This is a genomic window from Paenibacillus sp. JT31N7 (genome assembly GCF_059692095.1).
Genome location: NZ_JCAUAT010000001.1, coordinates 963,131 through 986,607, shown reverse-complemented (window position 1 = coordinate 986,607; position 23,477 = coordinate 963,131). Strand labels below are relative to the sequence as shown.

Genomic DNA, 23,477 nt, shown 5'->3' with positions numbered 1-23,477 from the left:
CGTTATGGGACTGACGGCAGCTCAAATAATTGCCAAGGCGGATTTAAAATATCCCAATGCCCGATTGGAGTCAGAGAAGCTATACGATATTAACGATCTTAATAAGCGGTTGCACCGAAAGTTTAAGATACCAGCAGCTGAATCGTTCGAGGTTTTGGCAGGACAATCCGATTATCCAACCGGCATCGACGTCGAAAAATTCATCACCGTTGTAGTGGATGGAAGAGAGTATCGACCCAAGCAGCTGGTGGCTTCATCTTCCTATGCAAGTAGGTATTACACCAACCTTAGTGGGTACACGATCCTGCATCCGGCACCAACAACCGACGGAACGATGACAGTTTATTACTACGGGACACCGGAAGATATAACTAAGACAAGCGACATTCCCTCATTGCATGAGGATTACCACATGATTTTTGTCTATTATCTCTGTAAACAAGCAGCAGAAGAACTTCGAGACTATGACGTATCTAACGTATACATATCGCAATACAACGATATGGAACGTGAAATCATGACAGAGTTCCAAGATCCGGAAGTCATAACAATAACGAACGAAACGGGGTGGTGAGATGGGGCAGAGCGTAGCAGAACAGATTCAAGAAGGCTTTAATTCACACATCAACAAACGTGTTTGGGATGCAGTTATGTATAATGTCGCCGTTTTTGGCATATTTCCCGGACCAGACGTAACAGCGAAGCTCCAGGCGCTTATTAACCGAGCGATAGCCGAAGGCCGGAAAGCAATTTTTTTCCCTCATGGGCAATACTATGTGACCGTGTTAACCAATGCAGACAAAGTATCCTTTATTGGAGACAATGCTACATTTGTAGGTGGTTTCGCTGGAAAGATACAACAATTTGGAGACATTCCGAATTTAGTAATTAACGTAAAAGACTTCGGCGCGCGTGGTGATGGATCTGTTAATGATTTAAACGCAATTCAAGCCGCTATTGATTCTGTATCTGTAGGTGGCACGATATTCTTTCCTCCAGGAGATTATTACATCAATACAGGTACGATTAATATGCTTAATAAATCCTTGTTTTTAGTTGGTTCTGGTCGTAATGCTACCAAGATTACTTTAGGCGGGGCATCAAATAACCACGGCATCTACGTAAGTGACTGTAGTGGATGGGGGATTAGAGACTTAACAATTAAACATTTAGGCAGCCCAACCGGTGGATCAGCTATTCATGCAAACTGCAGTAATGGGTGGATCGAGAATATATTGATTGAACATACTTTCAATGGAGTCGAAACGCGAAATTCACAAGCAAACAAATACCGAAATATTGACATGTGGCATTTTAAACAATATGGATTCTATTTTAGCGGGAATAATAACGATAATTTTATTCGTGATTGTTTCATAAACGGCGAAGTGGCTGGGAATGGAACGCCGTCTCCTAACTCTGCTGGTATAAAAATGGTGGGAAAATGCGACGCTACTGTTTTCTCTAACCTTGAAGTTGTTCTGTGCAACTACCCACTCCAAACAGAAAAAGTAGGGAGCAGCGCCCCTTCATTTTGCCGATTCGAACAAGTATATTTTGACTCGTGCGCCGATGCTGCATTATTCGAAAGTGTTAACAATTTTATGCTTAATCAATGTTGGTTTAGTAATAGACCGGGCTCAGGGTGTAGGGTAAGTAATGTTACAGATTTTGTATTTAGCCAATGTTCCTTCGTAAATAATGCTAAAAATGGTTGTATTCTCGAAACGACCAGCAAAAGGGTCAAATTTTTAGGATGTACTTTCGAAGGAAACTCTACAGCTGCTGAAAACACTCAGCACGGGCTCTGGATTAACGGAGGGGCTACCGACTTCATTGTCCAGTCCTGTACATTCTACAACAGTGGTAATTATGGAAAACAAGGATGGGGAGTAATCGTCACTGGAGGTCCGAGTGATCGTTATATCATTGCAGATAATCTTGTTAGTGGTAATGGGATAGGCGGAATAAGTGATTCAGGCACCGGAACAAACAAACATGTCGCAAATAATTATTAAAGGTGATGAAACATGATACCATTACCTCCAGTACGAAATAAGCCAGCTATCATACAACGTGAGTTTAAAGGCGAGAGTCGGTTGGATGCTCTATCTTTGCAACCTCAGCTTGCAATGGAAACAAAGAATCTTACCTCTGCAGCGTACCCGGCCATGTCGGTCCGTTCTGGGTATTCAGTACTTGGCACTTCTGCTGGTTCTAAGGTACTTGGTATGGGCGTCTGGAAAGATACAGAGCTACATGTTGTATTTAACGATGGGACATGGAGAAAGTGGAATGGTGGATCGTGGAGCACGCTGGCGTCCGGACTGAATACGACAGCCAAATGGAGCTTTTGTAACTTTAAAGGAAACTTTGGTGATTTCAACCTTATCGGAGCCAATGGAGTGGACGCTGTAAAGAAATATAATGGATCATCTGTATCGGACTTGTCTGGGGCGCCTGCGGGAGCCAACTTTATTGATGAGCATGACAACCGGTTATACTGTGTAAAAGATGGAACGCAGGTATATTACTCGGAATTGAGTGTGGCGACGAACTGGACGCAAATAAATCAAGATGACAGCGACCCAGGATCGTTTATCAAAGAGATCAATACAGGGCGAAAAATAACAGGAATGAAAGCAGGGGCCGGACACATTACTGTATTCTTCCCAACCGCAGCATTTGAGCTTTATGGGACGAGCTCATCAGATTATAGAATGATTGAGGCGGCACCGGATATTGGCATGATTAATAACGAAAGTAGTGCCCTCTTGGACGGTGTGCTGTACTTTATAAGTGAGCGCGGCTTATACCGCTATGGGGGCGGCGCGAGACCGGACAAGGGATATTCATTCCCCATGCAGTGGTATATCGACAACATGAATAAATCAGCGATTCAGACATGTTGTGCCGGTACAGACGGTAAACGGGTCTATTTTGCGATCCCAATGAACGGCAGCACACCAGACACGATCATCGAATTTACCCCGGAATTTGGTACGTGGTACGTCTGGAATGACATCTCTCCATCCTGCTTTACTCGCATGGCTGGCAAGTGGTACATCGGCGACAACTATGGCCGCGTGCTGGAAATAGGCGGTGGAACGGATAATGGTGGTTCAATTAGCTGGAGGTGGGTTTCTAAGCCGTTTACCGCACAGTCCATGTCTCAGGTCATCCGGGGACTCAAAATTTGGATTGCAGCCAATTTACGGCCCGGAAATACGATGAATATTTACCTTACCAACTCACCGGACACCGATTCCCAGTGGGTGCTTGTCCGCTCCATCCCGACAACCGGTTTGATCAGTAGCACACCACTCTGCATTGCCTCAAATATCGCGGCGAATGCGAGGTTTATCCGGATCAAGATCGAAGGTTCGGGACCGATGACGCTGCACGAAATTGCGCGGGAAGAAGATTATTTGCCTTTGAGATAGGAGTGAGGAAATGCCAATAATGAATTTTGGTCGGATTGATGGGGACGCAAGCCTGGAGGACATCAGGGAAGCGCTCGGCAAAGCCCAAAAGATGCTGGAATATTTGCTTCAAGGGGGATTGGACGATAAAAACATTCGAGCAAACAGTATTACAGCAAATCGGCTGGATGTAAATGAACTGTCTGCAATTACATCAAATATCGGACATGTTAAAGCTGGAATAGTTGAAGGTGTTGTCATTAAGGCAAGTCAATTTCAAGGTGGGACCATCAACATTCAAACCGATGCTACAATAGGCAATAATGTTTACCTCGGAAATCAATTCGACGGAACTACCAAATCTATTCGTTTTTCAAATGCACCTGGATATGATGCATTTATAAGATATCTCTCGGGTGATCTCACGTTTAGTGCAAATGGTTTTGTAGCATTTAACATTGACAGCCCTCAGGGAATGGTCGTGAACAATAGAATTTATGCCGATGATTTAATTATTCCAGGCGGATCGATATCAAGCAGGATTAGCAGTCTAGAATATCGTGTTGCTCAACTTGAAAGTAGGCCATACCCACCACCTGCTTTTCCTTGAGAAATACTGTATAAAACGGTACAATAGTCCTATCAAAATATATGATGGCGGTGCCGAAATGACAATAAATCAAATACTGCTTAAAGTCCTAATGATGATTTCCTTGCATAACCCAGATGCACAGGTCCAGCAGAACGAAAACGTGATTACAGTATTGAACGGCGATCAAAAAGAAGCGTACACGGTGCTATTTATGTCATCCATCAACAGTGAAGACAAGAAAGCTGAACTGACCTATGACGTTATTCAGACGACGGAATAAAAAAAAGCTCACCATATGGTGGGCTTTTATAATTAGGAGATGAAAAAATGAATATGGAAACAGCAAACAAAATCAATGAAACGATCACTAAATCATGTGACTGGATTCAGCTTGTAGTAGAAAGAAAAACCTCCAGCCAAGAACTACACATTCTGCCGGAGGTTATGAACGGACTTGCTAATTTGATTGAAGCAACTAAATCTCGGAACCTTTGACAACTCCTGCAAGAATAGTTTGGTACAATTTCGCGATTTCCTCAGCAATGTATTCATTCCTGTTCTTACCTTCTTTAGGGATAAGGTTCAAATGAGGAATTGCTACTAATGTTAATTCTTTTGCAACTTCATGCTCAAATGTTGCGGCCATATTTCGACACCTCCTCCCATAAGTATAGATATTACCAGAGGAGGGATATTTGGGATAGATGAAGGATTGTAAATACTTGTAACCATGTGATAAAATTAAGTCAACAAGGGTAAAATAAAGTAAGGAGCCAGCGCTTACTGGCCCCTTGGTTGTACAGCAGCCGCTTTTAAGGGCGGTCGGCTTCAAAAGACGTGTCGAGAAATAAACCGCATCCTTTGGCGAGGGCGGTTTATTTCCGTTTATGGAAAGAAAGTATCAACACAACCAACGTCGCAAAAGAAATCATAAGCGTCATCGCTTGGTATACTTCCATAGCTATCCCTCCCTTCTAAGAGAGAGTAGCCAACCGCCCTACTAAAAGCCATTCTGTGTACGAGGAAGATTATACCATAAATGATAGAGTCCAGCATATGCCGGGCTCTTTTTTAATGCTCAAAGGAGGGTGGAACATGGCCGAACAACTATACGGAATTAGAAAATACCTTCGTGATAACGGATATGGCGACGATGATATCACATACGATATGAACAGCCGAACGGTACAGCTTAAGGGGAAAGACTTTTATAAAACGAACCCGCAAGCGCAGACGAATGCCGATTATGGACTCCAACAGGGTAGCACATATGCCCCTCAATCGGAGCTATCCAAGGCATTACGTGATTACCGTGGTTCTGATAGGACCAACCAAATCAACAATACCGTAAATACGATGACGCAGAGCGCTAATAGGGAGCCATTTCAATATAAGGCGCCAGAACAGTTTAACTACAATGTGGAAGATGATCCGCAGTATAAAGCGGCGTTAAGGAGAGCGGAAGTAAATTCCCAAAGAGCGGTTGGAAATATCTCTGCAGATATGAACAAAAGGGGTCTCTTAAATTCTACTATCACCAAAGATCGTGGAGATCAGAGTGCACTCCAGGAATATGGGCGCGCAAGTGACTTTGCGATAACACAACTCATTCCACAAGCTTATCAGCAATATGCAGACCAGGCGAATAGAGATCTGCAAGTGCAGGGTATGAACTATCAAGCTGGGCAGGATCAATTTAAGAACCAATCAGCACTCGCGCAATTGTTAAACGGACTAAACCAACAAGACACAGACAATGCTTACCGCGAAGATGTACTGGCTAATCAGCAAAAAAATGAACGCATCGGCCTCGCTCAGTGGCTTAGCCAGACTTACGGTGTAGACGCTCAGCCGAAGTATGATACTCAGGTGGCATTTAATCAGGTGGCTGGTATGAAGCCGTTTAATGCACAGCAATTTGATTGGCAGAAGGCAATCAGTGATAGGGATTATAGCCGCGGCGTTCTCGAAAGCGATCGTTCTTACGATCTTCAACGATTAGGCCAACAAGCGAACATTGCTAATATGGGACAAGATAATGCTTATAAATGGGCAACTTTAGGTTGGAGTAAAGATCCTAGTAACCCGGATAACCTATATAAAAATGCTCAGATTGGTGCTTTGAACAATAAAGGCCAGAAGACAGCTACCGCTGAAGATTATGCAGGTTATATAGACAAGGTAATTACTAGAGATGATGACGGAAATATAACTACAAGCCCAAAACAGTTGGAAACGATGATCCTCGGAGCTGGAATGTCTGATTATGAAAATGCCAAGCTATTCGCAAGATACAACTTGCCAATGAACGACGAGCAAAAGAAATTACTGAATTCACGGGGAAACTGACATCCCCCGGGGCTAGTGGAATACCACAGGCATACCGGGGGATCTTTTCTGACGTATCGTCTAAAACCGGCATTGACGTGAATCTGTTAGGTGCGATCGCAAAGGCGGAATCGTCCTTTAATCAAAATTCGAAGAGCCATGTCGGAGCTACTGGACTTATGCAGTTGATGCCGGCCACAGCTAAGTCTCTCGGCGTCAACCCGAATGATCCAGCACAAAACGTGCTTGGCGGAGCGACCTACATCGGTTACCAGTTGAAGAAGTATGGGAACGTACAATTGGCGCTTGCCGCATATAACGCTGGTCCCGGAAACGTGGACAAGGCCATTAAAAAAGCGGGCTCCCGCGAATGGAACGCCGTCTCGAAATATCTGCCGAAAGAGACACAAAATTATGTGCCTAAAGTTATGAGTAATATGGGGAGGTGAGATCGGTGGCATCGCTTTTTGACGAGAACAGAAAACGGTTGGGTATTTCGAATTCAGGGAATGCGCCTGCGAGCACTAACGGCAAAAGTCTATTCGATGAAAACAGGATGAGGTTAGGAATCATAGAAGACACTCGTCCCTCCCTTACCTCCAAAATTTCTAATAACTTGATGGGTGCTGTTAGCGGTTTAGGTTCCGCAACTGGAAAATTAGATTTAAAAGCAATCTCCCAGGCACAAGCAGCTGAAGCTGGACGTAATTCGGTGTACAATGCACGGCAAATGATTAAGGACATTGTGCCGAATCCAATGTACGTCAACGAAGCAAAAAGGGCTGAGCAGGACCCACAGAACTCCATTTTGAAATCCATCAAAAATAATACGATCGACCTTTACGCTGGGGCAATGGATAAATTACTGTACGACACAACTGCTGGTAAAGTACTTCAAAACTTTAACCAGGGCGCTTCTCATATGAATGGAGCGCCTATGCCTTATCCTGCTCAATCAACCGGTAGTAAGGTAGGAGATATTGCCGCCCAATTCGCCGGTGCAGCAGGAGGATTATTTGTAAATCCGGCACAGACAGAAATGAACGTTGCCAATACCTTTTTTGGTGGTCCCATGATTAATACGGCCATTAATAAAGCGACTCAAAAGTTAGGTGCTCCGACATTGACTGGCGTACCTCGTTTGATCGCCCAAGAAGCATTAGGATCCGCTGCATATGCTGCCCCACGAACATTAATGACTGGTGGGGAAATTAGTGACATTCCGAAGAATATGCTTATTGAAGGTGCTTATGGAGCTGCTGGTGGCGCACTTCTCGGCGGATTAGGTGCCGGTGTTAAGGCATTGGGCAAGCGGTTTGGACCAGCACCGGTAGAGCAGCCATTAGCTTTACCAGAGCCGAGATTAGCATTACCGGAGCCACAACTAGCGCTTCCTGCACCTCGCGCTGCTTCCGTTCCGAAAGAATTGCTGAACGAATCTCTAATTAGTCCAAGTAAGCCGATTGGCGGAAAGACTGGACTACCCTCATTTACTGACTTTAAAAGATATTTGGATGAGGAAGAGGCTTTGCTTGCGGCGGCTAAAACAGAAAACAAGATCCAACCGGCTAGGTTGTCAGATAGCTTAATCGAGCCGCAACCAGTCCTTAAACAGCGTGGCACATATGACACATTAACCCAGTCATCAAAAGCCACAGAGCCATTCAAGGAAGGCGCTGAACAATTCAGATACCACGAAACTATAACGAACGCCGGGACGGTTGCAAAGGCGAATGAGCGCGTTAAAGATTTAAATAAAGCAGAATTAGAATTAATGAACAAGGAAAACAACTTCGGCCCCGAAGACCTTGCAACTGGATACCGATTAATTGATGAGTTTCAGTCACAGGGTATGATAGAAAGAGCCGTCAATGTGGCTATGAAAGTGGCCGAAAAGCTAACGAAGACAGGACAAACTTTACAGGCTGCTACTATTTATAACCGCCTCACTCCCGAAGGCGTACTTGTATATGCCCAACGCGTGGCTAAAAAGGTAACTGAAAAGCTTCCTCCAGGCAAAGAAGTGAAAATTACGCCAGAAATGGCGAATCAACTCACCGAACTGGCTGGTACCGTACAGAAAATGGGCGGAAATAAAACAGCGGCATCGAGCGTGGTAGACATTCTTGAAAAATATCGTGCTGGACAAACCGTTACGAGTGAAGAAAAAGCCGCAGTGCAAAAATTTGTTCAGGATGCAAAATCGTTTATAAATACTAAAACCAAACAACCCAAATCTGCAAAGGTTCCAAAGGAAATGGGGGACAGTCGGGTTAAAGATAAAGTGGTCAAGTTTTTGGAAGACCAGGAACAAGCCGCCAAGGAACGTTTAAGAGCCAAGGGCATTCAGATATCATCTGGTATCGACCCAACAATTGCGGCAAACTACGCGATTATCGGTGCATCTAAGCTCGCGCAAGGTACCATTAAGTTTGCAGATTGGTCCGCTGCGATGGTGAGGGATTTCGGCGAAGCGATTCGTCCTCATCTCACGGAGCTATACGAGAAAGCGCAAGAACAATTAATCACCAGCAGCAAGAAAATTAGTGATGAAACCATATCGAAATCCGAGAAAATCGCCGAACGCTTCATTAAAGATCGTGACTTATCGCCAGAAAGCATCGCCGAAATTGAAGCATTAGCCAAGAAGGTATCTTCCTTAGCTGGTGACGCTAAATCTCAGGCAAGTCAAGATTTGCAGGTAGTTCTCAATTCACTTGAAAGACCTGGGCTACTCCGGAAAATTGATTCTGCTCAGACGATCGGCCAGCTTTTAAATCCGAAAACAATGATCCGTAATGCCGTTGGTAATGAGTTGTTTTATCGAGTTGAACGATTAAACAGAACACTAGCTACTCCTGTAGACTGGGCAACATCAAAGCTAACTGGTAAAGACCGAACAATAACCATTGCGAGAAATGGTTGGGAAGATTGGTTTAAGCCCACACAAGATTATTTTAAAGGTTTAAAAATTGGAACTAAAGCCGGATGGAAGGGTGTTAATCCGGACGGACTAACCACGCAGTATGATATCCGGGGCCAAGCATTCAAAAGCAAACTTAATCCGATGACATATTTAGAAAAAACATTAGGCGCTACTCTTAAAGGTTTTGATTATGCTGCCTATAACCGCGCAGTCAATCAACGTCTACGGGAAATGGCCCACTTAGACGCTGTAAATAAGGGATTGAAAGGAGAAGCTCGAAAACGCCACACTGAACGTTATTTAATGAACATCGATGAAAACGTGAAGGCTATTGCTGATGAATATGGAAAATATATTACCTTCCAAGATAATAGCTTTATCGCCAAAGGCTTGCAAGGAACAAAAAAGTTCTTAAATAAAGATCTAGATTTCGGCATTGGATCATTGGTCATAAAATATCCGAAGACTCCTGGGAACCTGATTACACGCGCTTTAGAGTATTCACCGGCTGGATTCCTGAAAGCTGCGTATGAAGTGGCTGAACCCTTTCTTAAAAAGGGTAGTGTGAAAACTCGGGAAGATGTGATTATAAGTGCTATGCGAGCTTCAGTTGGAACAGGAATCACAGGCTTTGGTTATTATTTATCAAATATCGGAATTATCACTGGTGCTTCGGATAACGATCGTGATGTTCGTGAACTCGAGAGACAGGCTGGACAAGCTCAGTACCAAATTAATGGTAGCGCACTTAATCGCTGGGCTAAGGAATTGGTTACAGGTAATTTCAACTCGATGCGAGATGCAGCCAAACTACGCGAAGGCGACCTTTTATACAACTATGACTGGGCTCAACCTGTTTCGATGGCGCTTTCCGCAGGAGCAAATATCTCTGAATCAGAGAAAAAAGGTAAGAAGGGCCTAGAAGTAGGAGAAGGATTGCTTTCAACTGCCTTTAATTCAATCACCGGAGGCCTTAATACCATCACAGAACAGTCCGTTCTTAAAGGAGTTAAAGATGCTTTCTCAACAAATCCAGGAGAGGACAATACCATCGAAGGGTTTTTGAAGAATGTAGGCTCAGGTATGCTTTCCTCTTTCGTCCCAACAGCGGTAAATCAGGTTAATCAATACCGTGATAATACGAAGCGAGAGACATATGATCCTAGCTTCATCCAGAAATCGATCAATAAAGCAAAGATCAAGATCCCTGGACTGTCCGATTCTTTGCCTCAAGCGGTGGATACGTTGGGTAAAGGCAAGACTAATTTCCAGGATAATAGCCTATGGAATGTGTTCCTGAACCCTTCGTTCACCAACAGATACAATGTTTCTCCTGAGGCAAAGAAAGTTGTTGACCTGCTCAATGCTACTGGTGACAAGCGCATTGCACCGCGTATGGTGGACAAATACATCTCGGGAACCGACAAGACCACGAAGCAGAGCAAGAAAATCGACCTCAACCCAGATCAATTTGTCCGATATCAGAAATCGGTGGGCGAAGAAGCAGCGCGGCTTATTGGCAAGATCCCTGAAAACAAAAGCGATGATGCAAAGGTTAAAGCGATGATCGATGCGCTCAGCAAGGCCGGAGAGAAAGGCCGGAAAGAACTGAAGAAGGAACTGAATTTAAAATAGGGACTGGTCAAACGATCGGTCTTTTTGCATGCAAAGGAGTGGGTTGCCATTGCTACTAGAACCGATGGAAAAAGCAGTAGAGGACGAGACATACAGAATCATCCGGGAACTGTACGGGCCGGAGGAAGCGAGCAAGCTTCTGTACGCCTATGGCGATTTGACGCAATGTTGCGAACAGGTAGCGACGAGCTTAAAGAAATCCTTACCATCATCACCGGCGGTATAGCCCCGGGAAGGAGTGGAATAAATGAGTAAATGGGTGGACCCGAAGTTTGTGACGGTAATTGCTTCATTAATAGCCGTCTTTATCAATAAAAATTTTGGTTGGCAGGTATCGACTGATAAGCTTGTCGCGGCCATCATCATCGTGGGTAATTTCCTTGTTGCACAGATCGTTGTCGATATCCAAAAAATCAAAAACGGCGAGAAGATTACCTTTAATAGTACGAAGTTTGTCACGGTCGTAATCTCCTGCCTCATTCTCGGATTTTCTGAATACCTCGGGATCCCAATCAATGAGGAAGAAGTGTTCCTGTTGACCGGTCTGGTTGCCACGTACATCACAGCTAAAGCAGTCAAGGACGTGGCTAATGAGAAAAAGAAGGCCGCAGATATTCAAGCTGAAGGCGATGTTATCCAAGAAGCCTCACACATCACACACGATGATGTAGCAGCCATGACGCACAACGAGATTTACAAGCGTGTAGAGAATGTCCATAACCAAATTAACGACTACTACAAGTTGCTGGAGAACGGTAACGAGGTCCAATCTGAAGAGGCTGCGCGCCGGTATGTAATGGTCGAGAAGATTTTGAGTGATATGAAACCGATCGACAGAGAGGTGAGATAAATGAAGATTATCCTAGACGCTGGACACGGCGAGAACACGCCAGGCAAACGAACGCCGGATGAGACTCTAAGGGAGTACGTATTCAACCGCGCAGTAGCCAATTTCGCAGCTCCCATGCTCCGGGAGTATAAAGGGGTGGAAGTGCAATTCACGCACTCAGATGCCCGCGACGTGCCCCTGAAAGAGCGTACAGACCAAGCCAATAGATGGGGCGCCGATCTTTTTGTATCCATCCATGCAAACTCTGCTGGTGGTCAGGGATGGAGCGATGCCAGTGGTATTGAAACTTTTATTTACACGTCGAATCCGAAGGACTCCCGGGCCATCGCTGAAGTCGTTCAGCAGCAGATGGTCATGGCGACTGGTCTCCGCAACCGTGGCGTAAAGCTTGGTGACCTGCATGTCCTACGAGAGACGCACATGACGTCCATCCTGGTCGAGTGCGGCTTTATGTCCAATCACGCGGAGTCAGAACTGCTTAAGCAAGAACCTTACCGCAAGACATGCGCAGGAGCCATTGTTAATGCGATCGTCAAGCATTACGGATTACAGCCAAATCAAAAACTGGAGGTGACGAAATTGGAAAAATGGAAGCTTGATATGGCGATGACAGCGATGGATGAGCTGGCGGCTAAGGGGATTTTGTCCGATGCAGAAATGTGGAAGAAACAGTTACAGGCAGGCGAGATCGAGAAGGACCTGCCCTGGCTGATGTTTACGCTTATGAACCGCATAGCGAAGTAATTTTGATCCCTGCCTATAAATGGCGGGGATTTTTTTGTTTACTCTGCCCCAAATCCGATTATAATAAGAACATACGTTCTTTTATAAGGAGGAAATGATGTGCTAAGTGATACCGAACGGAAGGTACTGCGCATCCTGTACAATTTTTCGAATATCCATCACTGTATGCCCGATTTGTCCGAGTTGGAGACTAAATCAGGGTACAACCAGGAAAATATCAAGCAGGCTCTGAGCACCTTGCGAGAACAGGGATATATCATGGGCAAAAAGCTCTCGGAAGTTAAGATTATTGAAGGATGGCCTAGAGAGAAAAAGGAAGAGAAGAAAACATACATAAACCCTTGGATGGACTGAGGAGGATGGCATCATGGGGAAGAAGTTAGAGGGTAATGGCCTTTACGAATCAAGTCGAATGATCCTACCGGAGCATAAAGAGGCGATCCAGCGGCAGCTGAGGGAGATAAATCGCAGGGTGAAGCCAATTTTAGATGAGCAGGCATGGGAATTGATGCTCCTGGACATTGTAGACGCCAGGGCTGCGGACAAAGAAGTTACATTGGTACTCTTTGACCCATTTGAAGATCGAGAGCTGCGTGGCAAAGTCACCAAGTTTGATATGCAACTGCAACGTTTGAGGATTGACTATGATGACGATTGGGACTGGATCAAGTGGGATGACATTATAAGCGTATATACATAAAAAAGGCCAGGGATTCTTTCCCTTGGCCTTTTTGTTTACCGATGCTTTCGGTCAAGAAAAATATACCATTTACCCCCAAGATTGTCTACATAATTTATCGGTATTAGTCACAACCTATTAGTACTTATAGGTATGTCCCGATATTGCTGATGCTCTTATACGGATGCTGGAGCAGATCGGCGGTTTTTTCGGTGCTGATTCCCAGATATATTTTCGTGCCGATGGAGGGATCGCGGATCAGAGAATCGACGAGATCGATCAGGCCGTCACGGGCGATCGCTTCTTCGTACAAGACGACGCGCAGCTGGCCCAGCATCAGCTTTTTGGAGGATTTGCGGTTCTGGTCCTCTCGCAGCTTCTTAGTCGTGTAAGCCTGGTTGAACAGAATCGTAGCCCGGTGACCGGATTCTTTATCCAGGGTATACATGACGGATGTGCCGCTGAGGCGGCTGTCGGGGCCTTTATCGTAACCAAGCGCCACCACAAGACCGATTCTCTCGAAGACACGCCGTTCCACGCATCCCGTCGCAACCAGTACGGTCACAAGGGCCAGAAGGCAGAGCCGCCTTTTTTTCACGGGGAATCACCTCCGTTCGCAGTCCGTACGATCTTTTTTCTAAAGAAAAGGATGATGCCCAGCAGAAGCGGATACACAAAAGCCATGTACATGCTCACTCTCCCGGTTATGTCGTTCAGCCGCTTGATTTCAAGCCTGCTGCTGAAAAGCGTGCAAATCACAAACAAAATGGCGACAACGAGGTAAAGGGACGTTTTTTCTTTCAGCGGGCTTATTTTCGGAATACCGCGGGAGGCGGACCACACAACCAGCATAACGTTCGGCAAAATCCCAATGAGATAGAGCGAAACCGTAATATATTCAACGCGCTCGATAAAAGGAAATTCCACGATTTTCAGCAGAGTCAAAGTCGGCCAAATGGTGTGGATAAGCTGCCCTCCGCTGAAATAGACGAGTGCTGTAACCATGTAAATGAGATAAGTAACCGTAGTGAACAGAATAGCGAAATGTGCGTATTTCGGTGCTTTTTTTGGATCCCTTATAAAAGGAAAAACAAACATCAGCAGTTCAAAACCGACAACCGAGAAGGAAATTTCCTTCGTTCCATTCAGAAATTCCTCCGGAGAATGATTCATGACGGGGAGCAGATATCCCCAATCCGCATACTGGAGAGGATAGTACAACAGCAGCATCTCGAACGTTAGGATCAGAATACTCATAAATCCGATTCCGGCCATCACTTTGATGCCTCCGAGCACACCGTACAAAGTGAGGGAAAGAATCATAAGGGCCAGGAACCAGGGAGGCATGTCCGGAAAAATCCACGTCTGCACGATTTCCGCATAATTCCGGAGAATCGTCAAAGCAATGAGTGTCAGGTAGGCCACATAAAGGAAGGACAGAACGCCGCCCAGCCATTTTCCGAAAGCTTCTTTATGAATGCCGTAAAGATCCTTGCCCGGGTATTTTTTGAGAAAAGAGAACATGGCCAAGACGACAAGATGGCAGAACAGTCCGGCGAGCAGGACGGTAACCCATGAATCCTGGCCGACTATTTTGTAAATTTTGCGCTGAAAGCTGGCTCCTCCCACACCTATCTGCGTCGTTGTAATGATAAAGAAAAGCAGGTAAGCGCGCAGTGAAGTGTGGGGAGATTCCGGATAGCTGTTCATGTCAGTCACCTAGTTTTCTTCTTGGAATTGTTCGAACAAATCTATGTTTTGCCGGTTATCCGGGGTTTCGGAGCCCTGCCCTTTCTTTTTCCGGGCTTGGAAAGAGAAAGTTTTAACGATATTTTCCATGAATTTTCCGTAAGGCCGTCTGATAAACAATTCGGTAAATTCGGAGCTGTCAAACGGATAAAACGGCTTCAGGTACGGCGTGCCGAGCGACGTGAGCCTCGAGAGATGGATGAGCAGAAAAGCGATGCCGATGACAATGCCGATCCCGCCCCAAAATCCGGCGATCATGATCATCGGGAAGCGGAGAATCCGGATGGCCGTTCCCATCATAAATCCCGGGGAAGTGAAGGAGGCCAGCGCACCGAGCGCGACAATCATGATAAGCAGGTTGCTCGTGAAGCCGGCCTGAACGGCGGCTTGTCCGATGACGATACCGCCCACGATGCCCATCGTTTGTCCGACTTTGGTCGGCAGTCTTGCGCCGGCTTCCCGCAGAAGCTCAATGATGAATTCCAGCAGCAGCGCCTCGAATAAGGGCGGAAAAGGAACCTTCGCCCTGGAGCTCGACAAAGGGTCGAGCAGAGCCGACGGAATCATCTCATAATGAAACGTAAGCGCGGCCACATAGAGTGGAGTCAGCAGCATGGAGAAGAAGACGGCCAGCATCCTCAGGATGAATACGAAAGCAGACATCTGCCAGTGTACATAGCGGTCTTCTTCGGCTTTGAAAAAGTCGATGAATGTGGACGGGGCGATCATGACCCGGGAGCTGCCTCCGGCAAGCACGACCACTTTGCCTTCGAGCAGGGCGCCGACGGTCCGGTCGGGCCTTTCCGTCAAGAAATACATGGGGAAAATGCTGTCGGGATTATCTTCGAGCAGCTTGGCGAGCATGCCGCTGTCCAGAATGCCGTCCGTCTTGAGATTGGACAAGCGTTTGCGGATCGTTTCGGCGTACGCATTATTGTTGAGTCCCTCCATGTAGCACATGATGATCCGGGTTTGGGTCTGTTTTCCGATAATGAACGATTCGGTTTTGAGCAGCGGATCGTTCAGGATGCTGCGGATCAGAGCCATGTTCTGGTCCAGCGATTCCGCAAAGCTGACTTGGGGCCCGAAAATCTGGCTTTCGTTCTCGGCTGCCGTCAGACTCCGTCCGGGAATCTGGTCGGCCTGGAGGATAACCCCTTTGTCGAAAGACGCCGGATGGACGTAAATCCATCCGGCGAGGAGCAGGGAGGCGATTTCAGCCCAGTCCTCTAATTTCTTGCCTCCGCCGACAGGCAGATAGGAAAGAAGCTGATCCGGCCCGAGGCCCCCGCCGAGCTCCAGCAGCGGATGGAGAATATCGCGGTGCAGAATATCTTTGTTAATCAGTTGGTCGAGGTAGAACAGCTCGTAGGATTCTCCGGGTATCCCGATAATTTTGCTTTGGACCTGATTAGTATCCAGGGAACAGTACGTTTTGAAATCCTCATAGCTGCCGATAGTAAAATCAGACATTAGGCCGTCATATCCTCCCGTGCGGGCTTGGTCCGCTTAGTATGACCGGAAGGAGCTCTCTTTACTTACATTTACCGGGAAGAAAGGAAGCTGAGGGAGCGAAAAACTTTTTTCGGAACATACTTCGGGAAGATAAGCCCTCCGGCATGTGATATAGGGGTTAAAAAAGCGGAAGGCCGAACGCCGACAACGAAGGAAAACAGTCATGGAGCCGAAACCGGTAAATAGCTGCTGCTAGGGGAGCCGCGGGCAGTTCACGGAACTTAGAGGCCTGCCGGAAGGAACGCGGTCTGGGGAGCTCAGTCCGGCCTATTACGCAAGCAGCCCCGCCGATAATCCGCAGGGGCCGGCTTCCGGGGGTAACCGCGTTATGCGGAGGCTCCTACCTCTGTCACAGGCTCCTACTGCAACCGTTACCGGGCTGCCGCAAGGAGTAAAACACTCCCGACAGCTCGGCCGGAAATATCGGGTTCCGCTGCGCCGCCGACGGTCGAGGCACGGCCCGAAGCAAGGCGAGGAGGCTGGAATCCGGCCCGCGAACCTGCTATAATGTGGGAACCGAGGTGATGAGTGATGGGGAAGAAGAAAAGACCCGCCCCTGCGCCGCGTGCGGCCGATACGGATAAGCCCGCAACGCTTAAAGACCTGCTTAATCCGCAGGTTATCGAGAAGCTGAAGGCCCAATCCGACCAGATGAAAGCGGACGAGGCGAATCGGCGCGAGGAAGAGCAGCGGAAAGCGGCGGAGGCCCGCAAGGCCGAGCAGAAAAGGCTGGACAACAATTTCGAACATTTGCTGGCCAACAGCGAGTTGGATTGGCGCAAATACAAATAAGCAAGCAACCCCAGGCAGTCTGCTCCGGCAGGCTGCTTTGATTTTAACGGGCGGATCGCTCCCGCTTCAGGCGGGTAGGACCGCAGTTGCCCATCCGGCGGATTCCATTATATAATTATGTAAGCATATACACATACGGAAGGAGCTTGAAGGGTGGAACAACTGCAAAGTTTGGCCGATACGTTTAAGCTCATGGGGGACAAAACCCGGCTGACGATTCTTGCCCTCCTGCGGGAACGGGAGCTCTGCGTCTGCGACCTGGTGGACGTGACGGGGATGTCCCAGCCCAGCATTTCCCAGCATCTGCGGAAGATGAAGGATGCGGGACTGGTGAGCGAGACAAGAAAGGGGCAGTGGATCTACTATTCGCTGGCGGCCGATCAGAAGAAACGGACCCTTGAGCTGCTCCGCCAAGTCCCTTCGATGAGTCACAAAATCACTGAAATGGAAGAGAAAACGGACGGAATCGGACGCTGCAACTGAGCCTGCCATAATGTTGCCCTCGCAAGAACCGTTGCGGGCAACGATCCGCCACGCTTTCTCCTTAAATGGTACGGCCCGGAATTTAGTCCGGGCTTTTTTTGCTGTTGACACTGACATTAATGTGAGGGTTTATAATAGCCTCAGGAACAAATAAAGGCAGAGAGGAGTTTGCCGGAATGAAAATCGGAGAACTTTCCGCCCGTACCGGAGTCAGCATCCGCTCCCTGCGCTACTACGAGGAACAGGGGCTGCTTTCGCCGATCCGCGGGGACAACGGATACCGGGAATATGCTCCGTTCGCCGTAGAACAGGTGCGGACGATTCAGCTGTACCTTGGGCTTGGCCTGAATACCGAGCAAATTTCCGGGTTTCTTCACTGCGTGCTGATGAACAATGAAGCCTTCTGTTCCGAAGTGCTTCCGGTTTACAAGCAGAAGCTTTCTGAAATCGAAGAGCAGATCGGGGTATTGCAGAGCATCAAATCGAATCTGGAAGAAAGAATCCATTATATTTTAAAAAACGGAACCAAGGAGGAGAAAATTCAATGAGCCTGACAACCGTAAACGATGCCACATACGCGGATCATATTTCTAACGAAGGCGTGACCGTTATCGATTTTACCGCCGTGTGGTGCCCGCCTTGCAAAACGCTTCTGCCCATTCTGGAGGAACTCAGTGCCGAGTATGCCGGTAAAGCGAACATCCTGAAAATTGATTGCGACCACTCCCCGGAAGCAGCTTCGGCCTTCGGTGTCATGTCGATGCCTACCGTACTTGTCCTTCATAAAGGCGAGCCGGTCGAAAAACTTGTCGGGCTGCGTCCCAAATCCGTGTACGAGTCCGTCCTATCCCGTTATATCGGCTGATTTTTTTTCCTGCTTCGGCGGACCGGAGAATGAAAACGAAAGATTTCGTTCAACTTATACAGAATCGGGGTAAAAGAAGATAGAGCCTCATTACGAGAAGGAGGGGTTACCCATGGCTAACGAGCTCCAGCCCGTCACGGACTGGTTAAATTCCAACACGAACAAGTCAATCCGGATCGCCAAAGAAGAACAGGAAGATATCGACCGGGTCGATCTTCAATTGAACCAGTTTGAATACCGGGAGTATCAGCCCGATGCTCCGGACGACTATACGAACGGCAGCGCTTTGCTTCTTTACGGGGAAGGAACGGTTCTCAATAACGGCAGCGAAGAAGCTCTTCCTCAAGGCACCTTCGTTATCCCGCTCGAAGGCCTATATGTAGCGGATTTAAGCGTGGACAGCGTCGTGCTGAAAACGGAACGCGCCATATATTCGCTGACTCTCCAGTAAGCAGTCGAGATGACAAGCGCATGCGAACGACCGATAGCCCCTTAAGGGGCTATTTTTTTTGCCCGAGGATTGTATGGAATCGTGTACGGATGAATAAATGGCCGCTGAACGGCGTCTATTTATAAGGAGACCTTTTTTAAGCTCCTGAAGCGTGCGTAGATTAGTTTCAAGCATTTTGAAAGCGATTTCTTTTGTGTGGAAGGAATATTTCATATTTGGAACAATATTTAGGTAGTATTATCCTATACTTCAGTCTGGGGAGGGTTTTTATTGAAAAAATCTTTACGATGGCTTCCATTGGTTATTGCCATACTGCTGCTGTTCACGGCAGCCTGCTCCAAATCCGGAAAAGATCCGGGAACGTCCGCATCGCCGGGGGCTACCGCAGAGCAGTCAAGTAAGGGAGATAAGAAGGAAATTACGTTCTGGACGATCGCGTTAAGCCCGACATTCGACGATTACTTGAATGGTGTCATCAAAGATTTTGAAAGTAAAAATCCAGGCGTTGGGGTGAACTGGCAGGACATTCCTTTTGAGGCCATGGAACAGAAAACGCTTACATCTGCTGCTTCGGGCTCCTTGGCCGACGTGCTGAATCTGAACACGGATTATTTGAAAAAGCTGGCCGCTCTCGGCGCTGTCGCCAACATGGATGAACTGGCTGCCGACGTGAAAAAGGATTACTTCGAAGGGGTATGGTCGGCCGGCGAGTTTCAGGGAGTTTCGTACGCCTTGCCCTGGTATTTGTCGAACAGCGTTCAGCTGTATAACAAGGAATTGCTTAAGAAAGCGGGCTTCGACGCTCCCCCGAAGACGGAAGAAGAATCGTGGGAAATGTCCAGGGTGATCAAAGAGAAGACGGGTGCCTTTGGGAATACCTTGAAAGACATTCACTTATATCTGCCTCAGAATGGCATCAAGCTGGTCAGCGACGATTACAAGAAAGCGGCTTTTAACAACGAAAAGACGCTTGAAATATTCAAGAAATTCAAGGAGCGGTATAAAGCGGGCCTAATCCCCGATGAAATTTTGCTGAACCAGGCGAAGCCGCAGGAGTGGTTCGCTCAGGAGAAAATCGCGTTCTGGGGAACGGGGCCGCAGCTGTTCCGGCAGGTGAAAGATTTGTCGCCTCAAGTGTACGCCGAATCGGATTCCGCCGGCGCTCTGATCGGCTCCAGCGGCAAGGTGAATGTAGCCATCATGAACATCGCCGTATCCGCCAAAAGCAAACACAAAAAAGAAGCGGCGGATTTCGCCAAGTTCCTGACCAACGGCGAGAACCAGCTGAAGTTCGCCCAAATCGTCGCCATTCTGCCGTCGGTCAAGAAAGCGGCGGAAGATCCGTTCTTCACGAAGGGGAAAGATTCAGCGGATCCCGCGGAGAAAGGCTTGTATTATGCGGCCAAGCAGCTGGAGATTTCGGAGAATATGTTCCCGCCGGTCGAGAATATTTCCAAGATCAATAAAGCCATCAACGACGAGTTCCATAAAGTGTTGCTGGAGGATAAAGATCCGGCTCAAGCGTTGAACGATGCCGAAGCGGCCGTAAACAAGCTGCTTAAATAAGCGAGTCGGCGCGGGCTGACATCACGATTTTACGGAAGAAGACATGATCCCGTCACCGGGCTGTGCACGTGTACCGTCCGGTGATGAACGGACTAGGAGGTCTCTTCGAGATGTACAAGACGATTCACGCCTGGGCTTTCCTGGCCCCGGCCGGGATACTGCTGCTCCTGTTCAGCATTTTCCCTTCCGCGGCGGCTCTCTATCTCAGCTTTACGTCTTATAACGTATTCGAACCGTTGGAATGGGTAGGGCTGGCCAATTACCGAAGCCTGCTCGGGGATTCGGACTTTTGGCGGGCCATGTTCAATACGTTCTATTACTGGATTCTCGTTACGCCCGCCCTTGTTATTCTTCCCGTTTTTCTTGCCATCCTGGTTAATCAGGGCTTGACCGGCGTGAAAGTTTTCCGCCTGATTTACTATTTTCCCGCGCTTGTATCGGTCGTCGTCACCGCCTTCTTGTGGGGCTGGATGTTTCAGAGCGAAGGCATTTTCAATTATATGCTGAGCTTGTTCGGAGCGGAGCCGGTCAAGTGGCTGACGAGCAAATATGTCGTGATGCCGAGTCTGGCTATCGTAACCGTCTGGCAGGGGCTCGGCTATTATATGCTGTTTTATCTGGCCGGATTGCAGGCCGTGCCGGAAGATCTGTACGAAGCGGCGGAGCTGGACGGCGCCGGCTTCTGGAGCAAGCATATCCACATCACGTTTCCCATGCTGAAGCCGGTTATATTCTTCGTTTCCGTCGTATCTACGATGGGGGCCTTCAAAGAGTTCACGCTCATGCTGACCATGACGGAGGGGGGGCCCATCGGGGCTTCGACGACCGTTGTCTACATGGTGTTCGACGAAGCTTTCAAGCAGCTGGATATGGGCTACGCCAGCGCCATCTCGTTCGTGCTTTTTGTCGTCATTCTGCTGTTAACGCTCGTTAACAAGCGTTCGATGGAAGGAGAGTGAAGGACGCGATGCGGATAGAACCGGCAGTCGTACCGTCTGCCCCTGGCCGGCGGACATGGCGGAAGAGACGTCCGGGAGTCCGGCACCTTATTTCTTACGTGTGCTTGACTCTGATAGCGGTCGTCATGATTCTTCCTTTTCTGTGGACGCTGTCCACCTCTTTAAAAGGGCAGAACGAGACCCTCTACTCGATGCCGCCCCGCTTTATACCCGAGCTGTTTACGCTGGAAAACTACGCGACGGTATGGAACTCCCTGCCGCTGCCTTTGTACGTATGGAACAGCACCGTGCTCGCCTTCTTCGGGGTGCTGCTTCCGGTCGTGTTTTGCTCCATGGCGGCTTTTCCTTTGGCAAGGATGACGTTCAAAGGGAAAGGAGCCGTATTCCTGGTCATTATCGCGACGATGATGATTCCGGGCGAGGTGACGATGATTCCCGTCTACCTGATCCTCAGCAAGCTCCATCTTCTGGGCTCGTATACAGGCGTCATCCTGCCCGCCGCCGTTTCGGCCTTCGGCATTTTTCTGATGAGACAGGGGTTCCTCGGCATCCCCAAAGAAATCGAAGAATCGGCCGTGATCGACGGGGCGGGCGTGATCCGGATCTTCCTGCTGATCATGATGCCGATGGTAAGGCCGATGTTGGCCACGCTTGCCATTCTCAGCTTTATCGGCTCGTGGAACAATTTTCTATGGCCGTACCTCGTCATTGAGGACGACCGCCTTTATCCGCTCACACTCGGCCTTTACAAGCTCAAAGGCACGTTCGTCACGAACACCAGGCTGATCGCGGCAGGCTCGGTCATTGCCCTGCTGCCCATTCTGGCCGTATTTATCGGCTTCCAGGGCTATTTTATAAAAGGCGTTCAATCGGGGGCGGTAAAAGGGTAAGCGCATTAAGCGCCGAAAGAGGAGCCGCCGTGCGGTCCGGGCGGCTTTCACTTTTTTTCATAAAAAGTCCGGAACCGGGCAGGATAAGAATACCTTTATAAAACGCGCAAATTGTATTATAATTTCTAGTGGATCACTGGACATGAACGCCATTGATTTTTGGGCAGACAAATTTAGGATCCTTGGACGTAGACGCCAACGGTTTAAAGGAAGGTTACTTTTGGAGAAGAAGACTGCACTGAGCCAATTATCAAGCCAGACGGGAAAGATGCTCAGGGAGCGTTTTGGCAAAGGACCTGAGTCCATTTTTATCTCGTATAATGAATACGGCATTACTCTACATTTCCGGAATTTCGTAAGTGCAGTTGAAATGATTCTGCTGGATAAGCAGAAAGGCGAAGCGGTCCGCGAAACCCGTCAGATGGTTATGGATGTGCTGCTGCCGGACTTGAAGGAATTCATTACCCAGACCGTGGGCATCGCGATTGAGGAAATCTATTATGACTGGGATTTGGAAGACCACTCGGGCATTATGATCGGCTTGACGAACAAATCCCTCGATGCGGATATACAGGAGAAATACGCCGGCTACGAGAAAGTTCATCAACAGGTGAGCGATGTAACGGCACACGTACAAAAAATTCCCGAACGTATATACTCGTTCTGGACGAATCCGAGAACGCTCATTATCGTCAGGGAAGGCTTGCTCATTATGCTGGAAAAAGAGCTGATTAAAACGGGCTACGAGAACGCCCTGAGGGTCGCCAAAATCTCCCTCGAAAAAAAGCTCTTACTGCATGATGTCGATATGGAACAAGCGATCGGCAGAACCGTAACCGGTTTATATCTGGACTGGGATTTCGAAAGAGACAGAAGCGTTCTGGTCTATACATTTAAATAAATTGACGGACTGAATGCCCAGATATCATACATACGCTGGTCATGAGCCAAGAACGCGCGGAAGCGCGTTTCTTGGCTCTTGCTTTTTATTGAATCAAATCGTTACAAGGAGGAATCCGGAACTCTTGATA

Annotated in this window: 26 protein-coding genes; 21 read left to right on the top strand and 5 right to left on the bottom strand. The window is 47.7% G+C overall.

From position 1 onward, the window contains the following. Positions 1-4 precede the first annotated feature (4 nt). The 5 genes from AC58P5_RS04215 to AC58P5_RS04195 all read left to right on the top strand — a co-directional run bounded on the left by AC58P5_RS04215 (position 5) and on the right by AC58P5_RS04195 (position 4,509). Positions 5-574, top strand: a complete 570-nt coding sequence (locus AC58P5_RS04215; RefSeq protein WP_497384773.1) for a phage adaptor protein — start codon at positions 5-7, stop codon at positions 572-574. A 1-nt stretch (position 575) separates the two neighbouring features. Then, positions 576-2,018, top strand: coding sequence for a glycosyl hydrolase family 28-related protein (locus tag AC58P5_RS04210; protein ID WP_497384772.1), 1,443 nt, complete (start codon positions 576-578; stop codon positions 2,016-2,018). Between the two features lie 12 nt (positions 2,019-2,030). Beyond that, on the top strand, positions 2,031-3,443 hold the full coding sequence (locus tag AC58P5_RS04205; RefSeq protein WP_497384771.1) for a hypothetical protein: 1,413 nt from the start codon (positions 2,031-2,033) through the stop codon (positions 3,441-3,443). A gap of 10 nt (positions 3,444-3,453) precedes the next feature. Next, on the top strand, positions 3,454-4,032 hold the full coding sequence (locus AC58P5_RS04200) for a hypothetical protein (RefSeq protein ID WP_497384770.1): 579 nt from the start codon (positions 3,454-3,456) through the stop codon (positions 4,030-4,032). Positions 4,033-4,341: 309 nt separating this feature from the next. Then, on the top strand, positions 4,342-4,509 hold the full coding sequence (locus tag AC58P5_RS04195; RefSeq protein ID WP_497384768.1) for a hypothetical protein: 168 nt from the start codon (positions 4,342-4,344) through the stop codon (positions 4,507-4,509). Here AC58P5_RS04195 and AC58P5_RS04190 read toward each other — a convergent pair. Together AC58P5_RS04190 and AC58P5_RS04185 are read right to left on the bottom strand one after the other, a co-directional pair. Next, positions 4,490-4,660: a hypothetical protein gene (locus tag AC58P5_RS04190; protein ID WP_497384766.1), complete on the bottom strand. Its 171-nt coding sequence runs from the start codon at positions 4,658-4,660 to the stop codon at positions 4,490-4,492. The two genes, AC58P5_RS04195 and AC58P5_RS04190, sit on opposite strands and share 20 nt — an antisense overlap. Positions 4,661-4,889: 229 nt before the next feature. Beyond that, a complete protein-coding gene (locus AC58P5_RS04185) occupies positions 4,890-4,973 on the bottom strand; it encodes a putative holin-like toxin (protein ID WP_475717038.1) in 84 nt (27 codons plus the stop codon). A gap of 136 nt (positions 4,974-5,109) precedes the next feature. Here AC58P5_RS04185 and AC58P5_RS04180 point away from each other — a divergent pair, with 136 nt between their 5' ends. The 7 genes from AC58P5_RS04180 to AC58P5_RS04150 all read left to right on the top strand — a co-directional run bounded on the left by AC58P5_RS04180 (position 5,110) and on the right by AC58P5_RS04150 (position 13,197). Then, on the top strand, positions 5,110-6,363 hold the full coding sequence (locus tag AC58P5_RS04180; protein ID WP_497384765.1) for a hypothetical protein: 1,254 nt from the start codon (positions 5,110-5,112) through the stop codon (positions 6,361-6,363). Further along, positions 6,297-6,791 (top strand): lytic transglycosylase domain-containing protein, encoded by a 495-nt coding sequence (locus AC58P5_RS04175; protein ID WP_497386024.1) that lies wholly within the window; start codon positions 6,297-6,299, stop codon positions 6,789-6,791. Before AC58P5_RS04180 ends, AC58P5_RS04175 begins: the two co-directional genes overlap by 67 nt. A gap of 5 nt (positions 6,792-6,796) precedes the next feature. Further along, a complete protein-coding gene (locus tag AC58P5_RS04170; protein ID WP_497384763.1) occupies positions 6,797-10,903 on the top strand; it encodes a hypothetical protein in 4,107 nt (1,368 codons plus the stop codon). A 247-nt stretch (positions 10,904-11,150) separates the two neighbouring features. Continuing rightward, positions 11,151-11,753, top strand: a complete 603-nt coding sequence (locus tag AC58P5_RS04165; protein ID WP_497384761.1) for a hypothetical protein — start codon at positions 11,151-11,153, stop codon at positions 11,751-11,753. Beyond that, positions 11,754-12,497, top strand: coding sequence for an N-acetylmuramoyl-L-alanine amidase (locus tag AC58P5_RS04160; RefSeq protein WP_497384760.1), 744 nt, complete (start codon positions 11,754-11,756; stop codon positions 12,495-12,497). Between the two features lie 99 nt (positions 12,498-12,596). Continuing rightward, entirely contained in the window at positions 12,597-12,851 is a 255-nt protein-coding gene (locus tag AC58P5_RS04155; RefSeq protein ID WP_042233289.1) for a helix-turn-helix domain-containing protein, read from the top strand. Between the two features lie 13 nt (positions 12,852-12,864). After that, positions 12,865-13,197 carry a YolD-like family protein gene (locus AC58P5_RS04150; RefSeq protein WP_497384759.1) on the top strand — a complete coding sequence of 111 codons (333 nt, stop codon included), beginning with the start codon at positions 12,865-12,867 and terminating at the stop codon, positions 13,195-13,197. Between the two features lie 124 nt (positions 13,198-13,321). Here AC58P5_RS04150 and AC58P5_RS04145 read toward each other — a convergent pair whose 3' ends face one another. The 3 genes from AC58P5_RS04145 to AC58P5_RS04135 are packed head-to-tail and all read right to left on the bottom strand — an operon-like array spanning position 13,322 to position 16,398. Beyond that, positions 13,322-13,774, bottom strand: coding sequence for a Ger(x)C family spore germination protein (locus tag AC58P5_RS04145; RefSeq protein ID WP_497384757.1), 453 nt, complete (start codon positions 13,772-13,774; stop codon positions 13,322-13,324). Next, entirely contained in the window at positions 13,771-14,886 is a 1,116-nt protein-coding gene (locus AC58P5_RS04140; protein WP_497384756.1) for a GerAB/ArcD/ProY family transporter, read from the bottom strand. The genes AC58P5_RS04145 and AC58P5_RS04140 overlap by 4 nt, the downstream gene beginning before the upstream one ends. Before the next feature lie 9 nt (positions 14,887-14,895). Beyond that, a complete protein-coding gene (locus tag AC58P5_RS04135; protein ID WP_497384755.1) occupies positions 14,896-16,398 on the bottom strand; it encodes a spore germination protein in 1,503 nt (500 codons plus the stop codon). A gap of 573 nt (positions 16,399-16,971) precedes the next feature. Here AC58P5_RS04135 and AC58P5_RS04130 point away from each other — a divergent pair. From AC58P5_RS04130 to AC58P5_RS04090, 9 genes are all read left to right on the top strand, one after another. After that, positions 16,972-17,232, top strand: a complete 261-nt coding sequence (locus AC58P5_RS04130; protein ID WP_497384753.1) for a YqkE family protein — start codon at positions 16,972-16,974, stop codon at positions 17,230-17,232. Between the two features lie 153 nt (positions 17,233-17,385). Beyond that, entirely contained in the window at positions 17,386-17,715 is a 330-nt protein-coding gene (locus AC58P5_RS04125; RefSeq protein ID WP_497384752.1) for an ArsR/SmtB family transcription factor, read from the top strand. A gap of 176 nt (positions 17,716-17,891) precedes the next feature. Next, positions 17,892-18,263 carry a MerR family transcriptional regulator gene (locus tag AC58P5_RS04120; RefSeq protein WP_497384751.1) on the top strand — a complete coding sequence of 124 codons (372 nt, stop codon included), beginning with the start codon at positions 17,892-17,894 and terminating at the stop codon, positions 18,261-18,263. Then, the gene (locus AC58P5_RS04115) at positions 18,260-18,580 is read left to right on the top strand and encodes a thioredoxin family protein (protein WP_497384750.1); all 321 of its coding nucleotides are present in this window, start codon (positions 18,260-18,262) and stop codon (positions 18,578-18,580) included. Before AC58P5_RS04120 ends, AC58P5_RS04115 begins: the two co-directional genes overlap by 4 nt. Positions 18,581-18,692: 112 nt before the next feature. Beyond that, complete coding sequence (gene ymzB, locus AC58P5_RS04110; protein ID WP_497384749.1) at positions 18,693-19,031, top strand: protein YmzB; 339 nt, start codon at positions 18,693-18,695, stop codon at positions 19,029-19,031. Between the two features lie 270 nt (positions 19,032-19,301). After that, complete coding sequence (locus AC58P5_RS04105; RefSeq protein WP_497384748.1) at positions 19,302-20,597, top strand: ABC transporter substrate-binding protein; 1,296 nt, start codon at positions 19,302-19,304, stop codon at positions 20,595-20,597. A 110-nt stretch (positions 20,598-20,707) separates the two neighbouring features. Next, positions 20,708-21,556, top strand: a complete 849-nt coding sequence (locus AC58P5_RS04100) for a carbohydrate ABC transporter permease (RefSeq protein WP_497384747.1) — start codon at positions 20,708-20,710, stop codon at positions 21,554-21,556. Positions 21,557-21,564: 8 nt separating this feature from the next. Next, positions 21,565-22,446, top strand: coding sequence for a carbohydrate ABC transporter permease (locus tag AC58P5_RS04095; protein WP_497384745.1), 882 nt, complete (start codon positions 21,565-21,567; stop codon positions 22,444-22,446). A 220-nt stretch (positions 22,447-22,666) separates the two neighbouring features. After that, positions 22,667-23,347 (top strand): Na-translocating system protein MpsC family protein, encoded by a 681-nt coding sequence (locus AC58P5_RS04090; protein ID WP_497384744.1) that lies wholly within the window; start codon positions 22,667-22,669, stop codon positions 23,345-23,347. Positions 23,348-23,477: the final 130 nt, after the last annotated feature.

Excerpts from the sequence above, each read along its gene's own strand:
- AC58P5_RS04215 (WP_497384773.1), top strand. The coding sequence starts at position 5 with ATGGGACTGACGGCAGCTCAAATAATTGCCAAGGCGGATTTAAAATAT.
- AC58P5_RS04210 (WP_497384772.1), top strand. The coding sequence starts at position 576 with ATGGGGCAGAGCGTAGCAGAACAGATTCAAGAAGGCTTTAATTCACAC.
- AC58P5_RS04205 (WP_497384771.1), top strand. The coding sequence starts at position 2,031 with ATGATACCATTACCTCCAGTACGAAATAAGCCAGCTATCATACAACGT.
- AC58P5_RS04200 (WP_497384770.1), top strand. The coding sequence starts at position 3,454 with ATGCCAATAATGAATTTTGGTCGGATTGATGGGGACGCAAGCCTGGAG.
- AC58P5_RS04195 (WP_497384768.1), top strand. The coding sequence starts at position 4,342 with ATGAATATGGAAACAGCAAACAAAATCAATGAAACGATCACTAAATCA.
- AC58P5_RS04190 (WP_497384766.1), bottom strand. The coding sequence starts at position 4,660 with ATGGCCGCAACATTTGAGCATGAAGTTGCAAAAGAATTAACATTAGTA.
- AC58P5_RS04185 (WP_475717038.1), bottom strand. The coding sequence starts at position 4,973 with ATGGAAGTATACCAAGCGATGACGCTTATGATTTCTTTTGCGACGTTG.
- AC58P5_RS04180 (WP_497384765.1), top strand. The coding sequence starts at position 5,110 with ATGGCCGAACAACTATACGGAATTAGAAAATACCTTCGTGATAACGGA.
- AC58P5_RS04165 (WP_497384761.1), top strand. The coding sequence starts at position 11,151 with ATGAGTAAATGGGTGGACCCGAAGTTTGTGACGGTAATTGCTTCATTA.
- AC58P5_RS04160 (WP_497384760.1), top strand. The coding sequence starts at position 11,754 with ATGAAGATTATCCTAGACGCTGGACACGGCGAGAACACGCCAGGCAAA.
- AC58P5_RS04150 (WP_497384759.1), top strand. The coding sequence starts at position 12,865 with ATGGGGAAGAAGTTAGAGGGTAATGGCCTTTACGAATCAAGTCGAATG.
- AC58P5_RS04140 (WP_497384756.1), bottom strand. The coding sequence starts at position 14,886 with ATGAACAGCTATCCGGAATCTCCCCACACTTCACTGCGCGCTTACCTG.
- AC58P5_RS04135 (WP_497384755.1), bottom strand. The coding sequence starts at position 16,398 with ATGTCTGATTTTACTATCGGCAGCTATGAGGATTTCAAAACGTACTGT.
- AC58P5_RS04130 (WP_497384753.1), top strand. The coding sequence starts at position 16,972 with ATGGGGAAGAAGAAAAGACCCGCCCCTGCGCCGCGTGCGGCCGATACG.
- AC58P5_RS04120 (WP_497384751.1), top strand. The coding sequence starts at position 17,892 with ATGAAAATCGGAGAACTTTCCGCCCGTACCGGAGTCAGCATCCGCTCC.
- AC58P5_RS04115 (WP_497384750.1), top strand. The coding sequence starts at position 18,260 with ATGAGCCTGACAACCGTAAACGATGCCACATACGCGGATCATATTTCT.
- ymzB (WP_497384749.1), top strand. The coding sequence starts at position 18,693 with ATGGCTAACGAGCTCCAGCCCGTCACGGACTGGTTAAATTCCAACACG.
- AC58P5_RS04100 (WP_497384747.1), top strand. The coding sequence starts at position 20,708 with ATGTACAAGACGATTCACGCCTGGGCTTTCCTGGCCCCGGCCGGGATA.
- AC58P5_RS04095 (WP_497384745.1), top strand. The coding sequence starts at position 21,565 with ATGCGGATAGAACCGGCAGTCGTACCGTCTGCCCCTGGCCGGCGGACA.